The organism is Desulfovibrio diazotrophicus, assembly GCF_902498985.2.
Classification (GTDB): domain Bacteria; phylum Desulfobacterota; class Desulfovibrionia; order Desulfovibrionales; family Desulfovibrionaceae; genus Desulfovibrio; species Desulfovibrio legallii.
This window is the reverse complement of the sequence record NZ_OX346397.1, coordinates 67,495-81,537: the sequence shown is the minus strand read 5'-3', so window position 1 is coordinate 81,537 and position 14,043 is coordinate 67,495. Positions and strand designations below refer to the sequence as shown.

Genomic DNA, 14,043 nt, shown 5'->3' with positions numbered 1-14,043 from the left:
CATGACGGCACTTTCCCCCACCGCCCCCTTGCGCGCCCTGGGCCGCGCCAGCCTGCACGGTCTGCAGGCTCTTGGCGGCACGGCTCTGTTTCTGCTGGAAGGTATTGCCCAGATCTTTTCCGGCAGCAAAATTCTGCCGCGCACCCTGCAGCAGATCTACGTTATCGGCTCAAAATCTCTGTTTCTCATTTTGCTCATCGGCATTTTCTGCGGCATGGTGCTGGGGCTACAGGGCTACTACACCCTGGTGCAGTTCGGCTCTGTGGCCATGCTGGGCTCCGCCGTATCTCTGACCCTCATCCGTGAACTGGGGCCCGTGCTCACGGCCATCATGCTCACCGGGCGGGCAGGCTCCTCCATGGCGGCGGAAATCGGCGTCATGCGCATCACGGACCAGATCGACGCCCTGGACGTCATGGACATCAATTCCATGGGGTATCTGGTCAGCCCGCGGCTGCTGGCCTCGCTTATCTCCTTCCCGCTGCTCACAGCCATATTTGACGTCATCGGCATTTTGGGCGGCTACCTCACGGGCGTGCTCATGCTGGGCATCAACGAGGGCACCTACTTCTACCGCATGGCCTTTTCCGTCACGGCTACAGACGTCAGCGGCGGTTTTGTCAAGTCTGTGGTCTTCGGCCTGCTGGTGGCCACCATCTGCTGCCGCCAGGGCTACTATGCCAACCGGCGGCGCGACAGCATGGGGCCGGAAGCCGTAGGCAACGCCACCACCTCGGCGGTAGTCATTTCCTGCGTACTCATTCTGGCGGCAGACTACGTCATCACCTCCTTTTTGCTCTGAGGCGCGCGTGCAGCCCGTAACGCTCAGCGGCCCAGTAACGGTCATCGGCATAGACCCCGGCTCTCAGCGCACGGGCTGGGGCGTGGTCAACGAAGTTTCCGGCGTTCTGCGACTGGTGGATTGCGGCGTGGTGCGCACTGCGGCGGCGGGCAGCGAATTTTGCGACCGGCTGGCTAAAATTTACCGGGATCTGGACGGCATTCTTGCCCGTCTGCGCCCTCAGGAGGCCGCCATTGAGCAGGTTTTTACGGCCAAAAACGCGGCCAGCGCCCTGAAGCTGGGCCAGGCCAGAGGCGTGGCCGTGGCGGCCTGCGCGGCACACGGGCTGCCCATCCGCGACTACGAACCCACATTGGTCAAAAAATCCCTGGTGGGCACGGGCCGGGCCGAAAAAGAACAGGTGGCCTTTATGGTCCGGCGGCTGCTCAACGTCAAAGAAGCCGACAGCCCCTGGGCTCTGGACACCTCCGACGCCCTGGCCGTGGCCCTGTGCCATCTGACCATGCGCCGTTTTGCCGCCCGTGTGGCACTGAGCAAAAAAGCGGAGAAAGCCCCCCTGTAACAAAGGTCTGGGCCCACGCCCGGCAAAAGGCCTGGACCCGGCAACCATACGGGCCCCCGCCCCCGGCAGGAAGGTATGGCCGAAATATGCCCCGCCCTGCGGCAAAGGGAAGGCAAAAAATTTCCACAAGGGAAAAGGTCCCGACGCGCCGATCTGCGAAAAACGACCCACGTCAAATTAATGGTGATACGGCACCTTGCGTAAGATGCACTCGGCGCGGTAGAGTTGCTCCAGCAAAACCACCCTGGCCAGTTCATGGGGCAGGGTCAGATCCGACAGGCGGAGTATGCGGCAGGCTCGATCGCGTACCGTGGGGTCCAGCCCCCAAGCTCCGCCCACCAGAAAACAGGGGCGTCCCCGCGCTTCTGTATCCATACGACGCAACAGTTCCGCCCATTGGGGCGAGGTCAGCCGTTCCCCCCGCTCGTCCAGCACCAGCGGGAGGTCCTGGGGTTCTAGGGCCTCCAGCAGACGGCGCCCCTCCTGAGCATTTCGCTGCTCCGGCGGCAGGTCGCCGGAACCGTCGCGCACCTCAGTGCAGTCCAGACGTCGCCAACGGGCAATACGCGCCGTATAATGGGCAGCGGCGTCCTTCCAGAAATTTGTCTTGACCCTGCCCACAAAGACACAGCGTAAAGGCTTTCCCGACATGGCTTCCCAACACGGTTATGTAGATTCCGACGTAACGGCGTCGGCCCTCTGCCTGCGCAACGGCGGCATTCTCATATATCCCACAGAAACGTTTTTCGCTTTGGGCTGCATGGCCGATCAGGCCGCGGCCGTGGACATGCTCTACCAGATCAAAGGACGCCCCGTCCACAAACCCTTGCCCCTGCTGGCCGCCGACACCACCCAGGTGGACCGCGTGGCCCTGCTCACGGCCATGCCCATAGGGCTTGAGCAATTCTGGCCCGGCCCTCTTACCGTGCTGCTGCCCGCCCGTCCCGGCCTGCCCGCGTCCCTGGTTAACCCCGACGGACAGGTGGCCGTGCGGGTGACCCCGCACACATTGGCGGCCACCCTGGCTCTGGAGGCCGGTGGAGCGCTCACAGCCACCAGCGCCAACCTCAGTGGCGGCAAGCCCGCGCAACGCGCCAAAGACCTGGACCCCCGCCTGCTGGCCGCCCTAGGCGGACTGGCCCTCCATGGCCGTGCGGGGCGGCTGCTGCGCGGCGGCCCGTCCCCGGAAGGCACGCTGCCTTCCACCGTGGTGGCGCCCTTGGGGCCTGACCAAGGCCGTGCCTTGCGCCTGATCCGCCCCGGCCGGATCAGCATGGCTGCGCTTGCCGCTGCGGGGTTTACCGTGCTGACGGACGACTGAGCCGCCATACGGCTGTGCGCGCCAGGCGCAACCCGCCAACGGCGGCACCCGAAGCCACCTTGGACCGCCGAGCTTGCGAGGCGGGGCTGATGTCGTAATGGTTGGAAAAAATAAGATTTTTTTGATGCCGACAAGAAAGCGGAGAATTTTTGCGCGCAGCGGACTCAAGTCCGTGAGCAGCAAAAATCCTCCGCTGACGCCGTCGGCGCAAAAAAGGCTGTTTTTGCTCAAGCGGTACGACAAACTCCACTGCGCCCGCTCCCCCGCCGGGTCCGGCAGGCCCTTCCCGCGCGGGTATTTCCGCCGCACGCCCTGGCCTTTACGCCTTCCTGATTTTTTCAGAAACAAATTGCCCAGCCCTTGGGCATCAGCCCCCTAAGCCTTCCCACCATATGTTTTCGTGGGCTTTTCTTTCCAAAAGCACATCATCATCCCGAATCCATTGAGCGAAGCCACCTTGGACCGCCGAGCTTGCGAGGCGGGGCTGATGTCGTAATGGTTGGAAAAAATAAGATTTTTTTGATGCCGACAAGAAAGCGGAGAATTTTTGCGCGCAGCGGACTCAAGTCCGTGAGCAGCAAAAATCCTCCGCTGACGCCGTCGGCGCAAAAAAGGCTGTTTTTGCTCAAGCGGTACGACAAACTCCGCTGCGCCCGCTCCCCCGCCGGGTCCGGCAGGCCCTTCCCGCGCGGGTATTTCCGCCACACGCCCTGGCCGTGCCGCAAAGCCGGGCCAGCAACGCCCTACAGGTTCTCCACCACCTTCGCGCCCATCGCAACGCAGCCCAAGCAGGTCTTGCCCGGCTCCATGATGTCGCCGGTGCGGAAACCCTGGGCCAGGGCGGCGCGCACGGCCGCCTCCACGGTGTCGGCTTCGTCGCCCAGGCCAAGGCCCAGGCGCAGGAGCATGGCGGCAGAAAGGATGGTCGCCAGGGGGTTGGCCTTGTCCTGCCCGGCGATATCCGGGGCGGAACCGTGGATAGGCTCAAACAGGCCCGGCCCGGAGGCCCCCAAGGAAGCCGAAGGCAGCATGCCCAGAGAACCGGTGATGACCGAAGCCTCGTCCGAAAGAATATCGCCAAAAATATTGCCGGTAAGGATGACGTCAAACTGGGAAGGATCGCGCACCAGCTGCATGGCGGCATTATCCACATACATGTGGGTCAATTCCACATCGGCGTAGTCGCGGTGCACTTCCATAACCACTTCGCGCCACAGGCGGGAGGTTTCGAGCACATTGCTCTTCTCCACAGAGCAGACCTTGCGGCGACGCTTACGGGCCGTTTCAAAGCCCACCCAGGCAATGCGGCGGATTTCTTCTTCCGTGTAGATCATGGTGTTGAATCCCGTGCGCAGGCCGTCGCGCGTTTCCAGACCGCGCGGCTCGCCAAAGTAGACGTCGCCGGTGAGCTCGCGCACCACCACCAGGTCCAGCCCCTTGGCCGCGATATCCGAGCGGAGCAGGCAGGCCCCGGCCAGTTCGGGCAGCAGCAGGGCCGGGCGCAGGTTAGCGAACAGCCCCAGGGCCTTACGGATGCCCAGCAAGCCCTTTTCCGGCCGCTTTTCCGGCGCAAGCCCGTCCCACTTGGGGCCGCCCACGGCGGCCAGAAACACGGCGTCGGCTTCCTGGCAGGCGCGCACCGTGGCGTCGGGCAAGGGCCCGCCCGTGGCGTCAATGGCCGCGCCGCCGATCTGAGCTGTCACAAAGCTGAATTGGTGGTTGTACTTTTGGGCCACGGCCTCCAGCACCTTGACGCCCTGGGCCAGAATTTCCGGACCGATGCCGTCCCCCGGCAACAGGCAGATGGTTTTGTTCATGTGCGTCTCCCTTACTGTTCCTGGGCCTGCCGGGCCAGACGTTCCTTCACATAGCCCACCAGGCCGCCCTTGGAAAGAATATCAGACATGGATTTGGGCAGGGGCGGGCAGATAATTTCCGCGCCATTGGTCAGGTCGCGGATACGCCCTGTGGCGGCGTCGATTTCCAGGCTGTCGCCGTCGTTGATCTTGTCCACCTCGTCGCCCACTTCCAGCAGCAGCAGCCCCATATTGAAGGCGTTGCGGTAGAAGATGCGGGCAAAACTGTGCCCCACCACCACGGGCATGCCCGCGCCCAGGATGGCAATAGGAGCGTGCTCCCGCGAGGAACCACAGCCAAAGTTGCGGCCGGCCACCAGAATATCGCCGGGGGCCACACGCTTGACCCAGTCCGGTTCCAGGCCGGCCATACAGTTTGCGCCCAACTTCCGGGCGTCGGTGGTGACCAGAAAGCGCGCCGGAATGATGGCGTCCGTATCAATATGTTCGCCCACTTTGTGGGCAGTGCCTTTGTATTGCATTGTCAAACCCTTATGGCAGTTGGTCAGTCACGGGTGGCCCTTACAGCTGGTCCGGCCCAGCCACGTGTCCGGCCACGGCCGAAGCCGCCGCCACCACGGGGCTGGCCAAATAAACCTCGGAGCTGAGGCTGCCCATACGGCCCTTGAAGTTGCGGTTGGTGGTGGCCACGGCGCGCTCGCCGTCGCCCAGAATGCCCATGTGGCCACCCAGGCAAGGCCCGCAGGTGCTGGGCCCCACAATACAGCCGGCGTCCATAAAGGTTTCGATAAGGCCTTCCTTCAGGCACTGCCGCCAGACGCTGGGGGTGGAGGGCAGCACGATGCAGCGCACGCTTTTATCTACCTTACGCCCGCGCAGCACAGCGGCAGCGTCGCGCATATCGCCGATGCGGCCGTTGGTGCAGGAGCCGATGACCACCTGCTGGATGGGCGTGCGCCGCACTTCGGACACGGGCCGCACATTGGAAGGCAAATGCGGACAGGCTACCACCGGTTCTTTGCCCGTGACATTGATGTCCACTTCCCTTTCATAAAGAGCGCCGGGGTCGGCGGCCAAATCATCGGTGACGCCGGGGCGCTTGTGCTCGGCGCAGAAGGCGCGGGTTTTCACGTCCACGGCAAAAAGCCCCACCTTGGCCCCGGCCTCAATGGCCATGTTGGCCATGCACAGGCGGCCTTCCACCGAAAGGTTGTCCACCACCGGCCCGGCGAATTCCAAAGCCTTATACAGGGCGCCGTCCACGCCGATGGCGCCGATGAGCATAAGCATGAGGTCTTTACCGCGCAGCCATTTGGGCATGGAACCCGTAATGGTGACACGGATGGTGGGCGGCACCTTGAGCCAGGTTTCGCCCAGGGCCATGCCCGCGGCGATATCCGTGGAGCCCATGCCCGTGGCAAAAGCCCCGATGCCGCCATAGGTGCAGGTGTGGCTGTCCGCGCCGATGACCAGGTCGCCGGGGCCCACCAGGCCCTGTTCGGGCAGCAAGGTGTGCTCCACGCCACAGTCGCCGCCCTCGTAGTAGTGGGTGAGGTTCTGCTCTTGGGCAAACTTGCGGCTTATGAGCACCTGGTTGGCGGAATCAATATCCTTCTGCGGGGTGAAGTGGTCCATGACCAGGATAACACGATCCCTGTTGAAGACCCGCTCCGCGCCCATGCCGTGGAAGGACTTGATGGCCAGGGGCCCGGTGATGTCATTGGCCAGCACTGCGGATACGCGGCACTGGACGATCTGGCCGTCCTGCTCCACCGGCGTATCGGTGTGGGCTTGCAGAATTTTTTGTGCAAGCGTTTGGGGCATAGAAAACTCCTTTCAGCCTGTGAGAAGGCCATGTCGACGCATGGCGGTATGCGCGGCGCCGGGACGAACGCGCGTCCGTCCCGGCGCCGTGTTGTGTATTATATCGGCCAAAAGCCGGATCAATCATGCTGGCAGTGCAGCCGCGGTCCTTCCTGCTCTTTTTTGAAGAGGTGGTTAAGGGCGTTCACATAGGCTCTGGCGCTGGCCACAAAAATATCCGGGTGCGTGCCGCGCCCCACGGCGCTTACCTCGCCGTCGCGCAGCCGTACGGTCACTTCGCCCTGGGCGTCGGTGCCGCCGGTAATGGCGTTGATGGCGTACTGCTCCAGCGTAGGTTCGCGCCCCACCAGGTCGGCAATGACATTGAACAACGCGTCCACCGGGCCCACGCCAAAGCCAGCGCCGCTACGCTCAAGGCCATCCACATCCATAAGCACGGCGGCCGTGGGCGGCACGCCGCCCGCATCAGAACTCTGCACGCTCACATGGCGCAGGCGGAAGCGGTCCGGCATGCGGTAGATTTCTTCCTGCACCAGGGCCATAAGGTCGTCGTCGTGCAGGGTCTTTTTGCGGTCGGCCAGTTTTTTCACGGCCTCGAAAACCACATTAATCTGGGTATCGTCCAAGGTGTAGCCCATGCTCTCAAACTTGCTGCGCACGGCGTTGCGGCCCGAATGCTTGCCGATGACCAGGCTGCTTTCAGTGCGTCCCACGGACTGCGGCGTCATAATCTCGTAGGTTTCGCGGTTTTTGAGCATGCCGTCCTGGTGAATGCCCGATTCGTGCGCAAAGGCGTTGGCCCCCACAATGGCCTTGTTGTTGGGGATAGGCTGGCCGATGGTCATGGAAAGCAGCCGGCAGGAGGGATAGAGCTGCTCTGTGACGATCTTGTGGGTCAGGCCGAAGTGGTCATGCCGCACGTGCAGGTTCATGACCACTTCTTCCAGCGAGGCATTGCCCGCGCGTTCGCCAATGCCGCAAAGGGTCACCTCGGCCTGGCGCACGCCGACCTTGAAAGCGGCCAGGGTGTTGGCCACGGCCAGGCCCAGGTCGTTGTGGCAGTGCACGCTGAAGATGGCCTTATCGCTATTGGGCGTATTTTTGATGACGTAGTCAAGAAGGGCGGCGTATTCTTCCGGCTCGGCATAGCCCACGGTGTCGGGCAGATTGATGGTGGTGGCCCCGGCATTGATGACCGCCTCCACCACCCGGCAGACAAAGTCCCCTTCCGAGCGGGAAAAATCTTCGCAGGAGAATTCCACATTGTCCGTATGGACGGCGCAGCGTTTGACGCCTTCCACGGCCATGCGCAGCACATCTTCAGGCTCTTTGCGCAACTTGTAGCGCATGTGCAGGGGCGAGGTGGACAAAAAAACGTGGATGCGTGGATGCCGGGCCACCTTGACGGCCTCCCAGCAACGGTCGATATCGTTGGGTACGCAACGCGCCAGCCCCGCCACCTGAATATCCCCGGCCTGAGCCGCGATGCGCTGCACCGAGGCAAAATCGCCGGGGCTGGAGGCGGGAAAACCCGCTTCCATCACGTCCACGCCCAGAACTTCAAGCTGGTGGGCAAGACGCAATTTTTCCTGCAGATTCATGGTGGCGCCGGGAGACTGCTCCCCGTCGCGCAGGGTGGTATCGAAAAAATACACGCGGTTGTTCATGGCGTTCTCCTCTGGTTGCACAAGGGATGGATATATCGTGCATAACGGCCGCCGTAAAGGGCGGCTGACCAGGGAGCGTCCGCCCCGGCGGGCGGCGAACCGTTACGCAACCTCAATCGCTTTGAGGCGATAGGGCGCGTAGTAGCTGACGGTTGCGGCGGGGCAGAATGACCATGGTGTAGACCAGGCCGCCGGCGATGTAGGCGGCGCTGAGCACAAAGCCCATGGTGCGCGGCGCAGAGATGACGGTACCCAGCACCAGCAGAAAGCCCAGCATGGCGCGGATGGGGTGCAGGCGCAGGAAGTCGTATTCCTTGAAAGAAAAGTAGCGCGTCCTGCTGACCATCAACACGCCCACGCCCACGCCCAGCACCAGGGCCATGTACGGCAAAGCGGGACGGATTCCGTCAGGGAACAAGGCGGCAAAGAAGACGAAGGTCACCAGGGTGCAGCCTGCGGCAGGGATGGGCAAGCCAATGAAAAAGCGTTTGCCCACAGCGGCGGTGCTGATGTTGAAGCGCGCCAGGCGCAGGGCTCCGCAAGCGGCATAAATAAAGGCGGCGGCCACGCCCACCCGGCCCAGCGCCGCAAGCTGCCAGTGCCAGAGCAGCATGGCCGGGGCCAGACCAAAGGCCACCAGATCGGAAAGGGAATCGTACTGCACGCCGAATTCGCTGGCCGTGTTGGTGAGCCGGGCCACCTTGCCGTCCAGCCCGTCCATAACGGCGGAAAGCAGGATGGCAAAGCAGGCCGCCTCAAAACGGCCCTGGCCGGACCAGACCATGGACAGAAAGCCCAGAAACATGCTCAGGGTGGTGATCATGTTGGGCAGGAGGTAGACTCCCTTGCGGGGTTTTCTGCGTTCCACGGCCATAAAAACATCCATAACGTATCAAACGTGAAGAACGCGCCAGAGGGCGCTCAGCGCGGACGGGCCAGTACGCTCTGGCCGGCCAGCACGGTTTCGCCCACACGCGCTGCCGCAACATAGCCTTCGGGCAAATAAAGGTCAACACGCGAGCCAAAGCGGATCATGCCATAGCGTTCGCCCCGGTCCAGAGTATCGCCCTCCTCCACCCGGCAGACGATGCGGCGGGCTACCAGCCCGGCGATCTGCACCATGCTCCAGAGGTCGCCGTTGGCGTCGCGCAGGCTGTAGGCGCAGCGTTCGTTGTCCGTGGAGGCCTTGTCAAAGGAGGCATTGAGAAACTTGCCGGGCAGGTACAAAATGCCCTGCACCGTGCAGGCGACCGGGGCGCGGTTCACGTGCACGTTAAAGACATTCATGAAAATGCTCACGCACTGGCGCGCTTCTCCGCTGAAGGGGTCCGGCCGCGTTTCCACACGGATGACCCTGCCGTCGGCGGGGCTCACGGCCAGGCCGGGCCCCGTGGGCGTCACCCTTTCCGGGTCGCGGAAAAAATGGACGCTGAACCAGCACAAGGCCAAAAAAATCAGAGCCGCCGGCCACCAATCCAAACAAGCGAAAACCAGGGCCGCCAGGGCGGTAAGGCCAATGCAGGGCCAACCTTCGGGGGTAATGCCGCAACGGGCTGGACGCATGAAAATCCTCCTGTGGTGGGAGCGCCGGGAAAATCCGTACGGGTAAGATTAGTCCTTTACGGGGGGCTTTGGCAAGCCGCCCCTTGCCGGACGCCGCGCCCAGGGCTATAGTACGGGTCATGAACAAGCCGCTTTGCCGCCTGCGCGTCCTGGCGCTGAGCCTGACCCTGCCGGGTCTGCTCTGGGCCTGCGGCCCCAAGGATGTGGGCACGGGCACCTCTGCGGAGGCCACGGGCACGTCTCCGGGCGTGAGCGTGGAAGATGGGCTGCGCTACCCGGTTTACGGTTCCGACAACACACAGCGTATGCTGTATTGGCAGAACCGTCCCGACGTCATGGCCGCCACGCAGGATTGGCGTGCGCGGCAATTCCGCCGTATGCAGGGGCTGGACGAGGCCGCAAGCCCTGAAGACCCGGTCTACAGGGCCGTGCCGAAACAACGCAGCCCCTTCAGGCAATAAATATGGACCCCGTCACCCACGCAGCCAGCGGCGCCGTGGCCATGCTGGCCCTGCCCCACCGTCCCGCTACCCGCTGGGCCGTGCCCCTGGCCGCCCTGGCCGCCGCTGCGCCGGATGTGGACGTACTGCTGGCGCACACGCCCCTGCAGTTTCTGCTGCTGCACCGGGGCCTGACCCATTCGCTTTTTTTTGCGCCCGTGCTGGGCCTGGCGCTGACCCTGCTGGCCCGACCCCTGTGGAAAACAGCTACCCCCGGTCACTGGCGGCCGGCCCCGGTCTGGCTGTTCATGACCTGCATGGTGCTGCTGCACATCTGGCTGGACTGCATCACCACCTACGGCACCATGATTTTTGTGCCTTTTTCCCATTTGCGGGTACGGCTCAACGCCGTGTTCATCATCGACCTGCTGCTCACCCTGCCCCTGCTGCTGGCTCTCTGGCGCTGGCGCGACCGCTGGTGGCGCATGCTTCTGGCCCTGGTCTGGCTGTTTGTCTATCCGCTGGCCGGGCTTTCGCTCAACTCCTGGCACACGGCACAGGTAGAAGACCTCCTGGCCGCCCAGGGCAAAACGGTGCGCCAGGTTACGGTGCTGCCCGACGCCTTTGCCCCCTTCTTCTGGCGCGTACTTTATGAAGAAGAAAGCCCGCAGGGCATGCTGGTGCATCTGCGGGGGCTGGACGCCTTGGGGCGCTTCAGGACTGCGGAAAGCGTCAGTCCGGCGGCCTCGCCGCGTCTGCTGGACGCTCTGGCGCGGCAATCCGTGGCGGCCAGGGCCTTTTTTGATTTTGCCATCCTGCCGGTGGTGCGGCCCGTGCCCCCGGCGGAGCTGCCCACCTCGCCGGAAGCCGTCGGCATCGCGCCGGTGCGCCTGATGATCTACGACCTGCGCTTTGGCAGCAGCCTGGGGTGGGTGCGCGAAATCATGAACCACCGGCCCAATGCGGACATTCCCTTCAAATATCTGGCCGAGGTGGACTGTGTGCGGCAGGCGGCCCTGAGCGCGGACGCGGAGATGTGCGCGGCCCCCCACCTGCTGCGGGAACGCCTGCGTTTTTCTGACAGTCGGCAAGATTCGCTCTGGCGCGCGCCCCGGCGCCCCGGACCCGCGCCCTGGCCGCTCTGGCTGGTGGGGCTGTACTGACCCCCGCCTTGCGCGGCAGCCCCACATGGGGTATGCCGCCCCATAACGTCGTTTTTTGACGGCATCGCATCTTGCCTCCGGAGGCCGCTATGGACACATCTTTTTCGCATCTGGACAGCCAAGGCAACCTGAGCATGGTGGACGTGGGGCACAAACCCCCCACGGAGCGCGTGGCCGTGGCCGAGGCCGTGGTGGAGCTGGCTCCGGCTACCATGCGGCTGCTGCGTCAGGCGGCACTGCCCAAGGGCGACGTGCTCACCTGCGCCAAGGTGGGCGGCATCATGGCCGCCAAACGTGTGGGCGAGCTCATCCCCCTCTGCCATCCCCTCAATCTCACTTACGCCGACGTGCGTTTTGAAATCACGGACGAGCCGCCGCGGGTGCGCATTGAAACCGAAACCCGCACCGTGGGGCCCACCGGGGTGGAAATGGAAGCCCTGGTGGCTGCGCAGACGGCCGCGGCCGTCATCTACGACATGTGCAAGGCCGTGCAGCGCGACATCGTCATCAGCCGGGTGCGCCTGCTGCACAAAAGCGGCGGCCGCAGCGGCCGCTATGACGCGCCGGAGCTGCCGTGATCGCCCCCATCCTGGACCCCGTGGCCCTGAACCTGGGGCATCTGCAGGTGCGCTGGTACGGCCTCATGTATCTGGCGGGCTTTGCCCTGGGCTGGATTCTGGGCCGCCGCCGCGCCGCAAAGCCCGGGTCCGGCTGGACCGCCGCCGATGTGGACGACCTGCTCACCTGCGTCATGGTGGGCATTATTCTGGGCGGCCGTCTGGGTTATGTGCTGTTTTACGATCTGCCCGTATACCTTGACGACCCGCTGGAAATTCTGCGCATCTGGAACGGGGGCATGTCCTTTCACGGCGGCCTGCTGGGCGTACTGGGAGCCTTCTGGTACTACGCGCGTTCACGCGGGCGCAGCTTTCTGGAAGTCTCGGACTTTATTGCGCCGCTCATTCCGCAAGGACTTTTTTTCGGCAGGCTGGGCAATTTCGTCAACGGCGAACTCTGGGGCAAAGTCAGCGACGTGCCCTGGGCCATGATCTTCCCCGGCGGGGGGCCCCTGCCCCGGCATCCTTCGCAGCTGTACGAGGCTGCCCTGGAAGGCCTGGTGTTGGGCGTGGTCCTCTGGATTTTTTCGGCCAAACCCCGCAAGGAAGGGGCGGTTTCCGGCCTGTTCGCCCTGGGCTACGCCGTATTCCGCTTTGGTGTGGAATTTGTGCGCGTGCCCGACGTGCAGCTGGGCTACCTGGCCTTTGACTGGCTGACCATGGGGCAGGCGCTCTGCGTGCCGCTGTTCCTGGCGGGCCTGTGGCTGCTCTGCCGTAAGGTCGCACCCGTGCCGCCCGCGCCTGTCGCTTTCCATAAAAAGAACAGCAAAAAGCGCCGGTAGAATATCCTGCCGACAGGATGAGGGCGGCCGCCCAAGACTGCATTTACCGGTGGCGGGGGCGGCCGTTCTCTTTGCAAGGGAGGCAGGTGCGCAGCTTGAAGGTAATCCCGCTGCGCGCCGACGTTCCGAAAGGCCGCGCCGCCGGAACACCCCTGCGTTGCGCAGGCATAGGCGCAACGGCAGGCGCAACGTCCCTACCCGTGCGCAATCGGCTTATTGCGCAGTGGCGCCTTTACCGGCGGCGGGCGACCCGTGCCCGCCGGTTGACAGCCCCCCGCTTTTTTGGGAAACTGACGGGCGTTTATCCATTTCAATCAAGGAGGCCATATGGCTAAGGAAGGGGCTATTGAAGTTGACGGCGTGGTGCAGGAAGCGCTGCCCAACGCCATGTTCCGCGTGCAGCTGGAAAACGGTTATGAAGTGCTGGCCCATATTTCCGGCAAAATGCGTAAATTTTACATCCGCATCCTGCCCGGCGACCGTGTGAAGGTGGAGCTTTCGCCCTACGACCTCACGCGCGGACGCATCACGTACCGTATGAAGTAGCGGCCGCCCCCGTTCTCGGGGTCCACAGGCCGCAACGTCGCGCCTATCCCAAAGCCGTCCGGGCCAGCAGGCTTACACCAGGCCCAGCCAGCGCAGCAGGGCCACGCAAACCAGGGCCCACAGGCCCGCCAGCACATCGTCAATCATCACGCCGAAGCCGGCGGGCAGCCAGGTTTCCGAAGCCCGCACGGGCCAGGGCTTGAGGATATCAAACAGACGAAAAAAGGCGAAGGCCGCCAGCACCAGCCCGAAGCCCGGCCGGGCAAAGGGCAACAAAACCAGCCACACCCCTACCAGTTCGTCAATGACCACCTCGCCGGGGTCCCGGCGTTCCAGAATTTGTTCGGCTCTGGTGGCGGCAAGCCCGCCCAGCACAAACAGCGCCAGCAAGACCAGCACGCGCCACACCGGCCCCAGCGGCAAAAAGAGATAGGGCGCCAGCAGGCAGGCCAGGGCCGTGCCCCAGGTGCCTGGGGCCTTGGGGTCAAGACCGGCCACGCCCAAGCGGCAGAAACACAGCACGGCGGCATCTGAAAAACGCATGAAAGCTCCTTTGGTCAGGCTGTGCAGATGGCTGCAGCCTACCATCCCTGCCCTCGCCCCGCAATGCGCGACGTGCTGCGTGCGGGGCGTCTTCTTCACGCCGCTGCGCCGCCGCGCTTCCACAGGAGGGCGCGGCGGCACAGCGGTTGGTGCACAGTTAGAGCGACGTAGGGCATTTCAACGTTGAAATGCCCCGGCGGTTGCGGGAGCAGACGCCCGCCGTGGAGGCGCCAACGCAGCCTCAGTCGTTGCGACGCAGGGGCTTCCCGTTATGGCAAAAGAGCTTGGCAGTGACGACGCAGGAAGTTCGGACAACGACAGCAACGCCCCTGGCTGTGGATGCAGACAGCAGCTCTATTTATTCGCACACTTACGCGCCGAAACAAGCGGACTGTA

General features: G+C 63.8%; 16 protein-coding genes. 8 read left to right on the top strand and 8 right to left on the bottom strand.

The window, feature by feature from the left end:
* The first annotated feature begins 1 nt into the window (after position 1).
* Positions 2–802, top strand: coding sequence for an MlaE family ABC transporter permease (locus J7I12_RS00385; protein ID WP_118229536.1), 801 nt, complete (start codon positions 2–4; stop codon positions 800–802).
* A gap of 7 nt (positions 803–809) precedes the next feature.
* Complete coding sequence (gene ruvC / locus J7I12_RS00380; protein WP_302413294.1) at positions 810–1,364, top strand: crossover junction endodeoxyribonuclease RuvC; 555 nt, start codon at positions 810–812, stop codon at positions 1,362–1,364.
* Between the two features lie 177 nt (positions 1,365–1,541).
* Here the strand turns inward: ruvC and J7I12_RS00375 are convergent, their stop codons facing one another.
* On the bottom strand, positions 1,542–2,015 hold the full coding sequence (locus tag J7I12_RS00375; protein WP_118229534.1) for a 23S rRNA (pseudouridine(1915)-N(3))-methyltransferase RlmH: 474 nt from the start codon (positions 2,013–2,015) through the stop codon (positions 1,542–1,544).
* Between J7I12_RS00375 and J7I12_RS00370 the strand changes: the two genes are divergently transcribed.
* A complete protein-coding gene (locus J7I12_RS00370; protein ID WP_118229533.1) occupies positions 2,014–2,685 on the top strand; it encodes an L-threonylcarbamoyladenylate synthase in 672 nt (223 codons plus the stop codon). The genes J7I12_RS00375 and J7I12_RS00370 overlap by 2 nt on opposite strands.
* Before the next feature lie 743 nt (positions 2,686–3,428).
* Here the strand turns inward: J7I12_RS00370 and leuB are convergent.
* The 6 genes from leuB to J7I12_RS00340 form a co-directional block, all read right to left on the bottom strand.
* On the bottom strand, positions 3,429–4,502 hold the full coding sequence (gene leuB, locus J7I12_RS00365; RefSeq protein WP_118229532.1) for a 3-isopropylmalate dehydrogenase: 1,074 nt from the start codon (positions 4,500–4,502) through the stop codon (positions 3,429–3,431).
* 11 nt (positions 4,503–4,513) lie between these two features.
* Positions 4,514–5,023, bottom strand: a complete 510-nt coding sequence (locus J7I12_RS00360; RefSeq protein ID WP_118229531.1) for a 3-isopropylmalate dehydratase small subunit — start codon at positions 5,021–5,023, stop codon at positions 4,514–4,516.
* A gap of 40 nt (positions 5,024–5,063) precedes the next feature.
* Positions 5,064–6,326 carry a 3-isopropylmalate dehydratase large subunit gene (locus J7I12_RS00355; RefSeq protein WP_118229530.1) on the bottom strand — a complete coding sequence of 421 codons (1,263 nt, stop codon included), beginning with the start codon at positions 6,324–6,326 and terminating at the stop codon, positions 5,064–5,066.
* A gap of 119 nt (positions 6,327–6,445) precedes the next feature.
* Positions 6,446–7,993, bottom strand: coding sequence for a 2-isopropylmalate synthase (locus J7I12_RS00350; RefSeq protein WP_288907563.1), 1,548 nt, complete (start codon positions 7,991–7,993; stop codon positions 6,446–6,448).
* Between the two features lie 112 nt (positions 7,994–8,105).
* Positions 8,106–8,867 (bottom strand): CDP-diacylglycerol--serine O-phosphatidyltransferase, encoded by a 762-nt coding sequence (gene pssA / locus J7I12_RS00345; RefSeq protein ID WP_242621272.1) that lies wholly within the window; start codon positions 8,865–8,867, stop codon positions 8,106–8,108.
* A 47-nt stretch (positions 8,868–8,914) separates the two neighbouring features.
* Entirely contained in the window at positions 8,915–9,556 is a 642-nt protein-coding gene (locus J7I12_RS00340) for a phosphatidylserine decarboxylase family protein (protein ID WP_130958244.1), read from the bottom strand.
* 119 nt (positions 9,557–9,675) lie between these two features.
* Here J7I12_RS00340 and J7I12_RS00335 point away from each other — a divergent pair, with 119 nt between their 5' ends.
* The 5 genes from J7I12_RS00335 to infA all read left to right on the top strand — a co-directional run bounded on the left by J7I12_RS00335 (position 9,676) and on the right by infA (position 13,104).
* Positions 9,676–10,017, top strand: a complete 342-nt coding sequence (locus J7I12_RS00335) for a chemotaxis protein (protein WP_302548804.1) — start codon at positions 9,676–9,678, stop codon at positions 10,015–10,017.
* Between the two features lie 2 nt (positions 10,018–10,019).
* Positions 10,020–11,159 (top strand): metal-dependent hydrolase, encoded by a 1,140-nt coding sequence (locus J7I12_RS00330; protein ID WP_302548805.1) that lies wholly within the window; start codon positions 10,020–10,022, stop codon positions 11,157–11,159.
* An 89-nt stretch (positions 11,160–11,248) separates the two neighbouring features.
* Positions 11,249–11,737: a cyclic pyranopterin monophosphate synthase MoaC gene (gene moaC, locus J7I12_RS00325; RefSeq protein WP_118229524.1), complete on the top strand. Its 489-nt coding sequence runs from the start codon at positions 11,249–11,251 to the stop codon at positions 11,735–11,737.
* Complete coding sequence (gene lgt / locus J7I12_RS00320) at positions 11,737–12,558, top strand: prolipoprotein diacylglyceryl transferase (protein ID WP_498794176.1); 822 nt, start codon at positions 11,737–11,739, stop codon at positions 12,556–12,558. Before moaC ends, lgt begins: the two co-directional genes overlap by 1 nt.
* A gap of 327 nt (positions 12,559–12,885) precedes the next feature.
* Positions 12,886–13,104, top strand: coding sequence for a translation initiation factor IF-1 (gene infA / locus J7I12_RS00315; RefSeq protein WP_118229522.1), 219 nt, complete (start codon positions 12,886–12,888; stop codon positions 13,102–13,104).
* A 72-nt stretch (positions 13,105–13,176) separates the two neighbouring features.
* Here infA and J7I12_RS00310 read toward each other — a convergent pair whose 3' ends face one another.
* Positions 13,177–13,647 carry a phosphatidylglycerophosphatase A family protein gene (locus J7I12_RS00310; protein WP_118229521.1) on the bottom strand — a complete coding sequence of 157 codons (471 nt, stop codon included), beginning with the start codon at positions 13,645–13,647 and terminating at the stop codon, positions 13,177–13,179.
* Positions 13,648–14,043 lie beyond the last annotated feature (396 nt).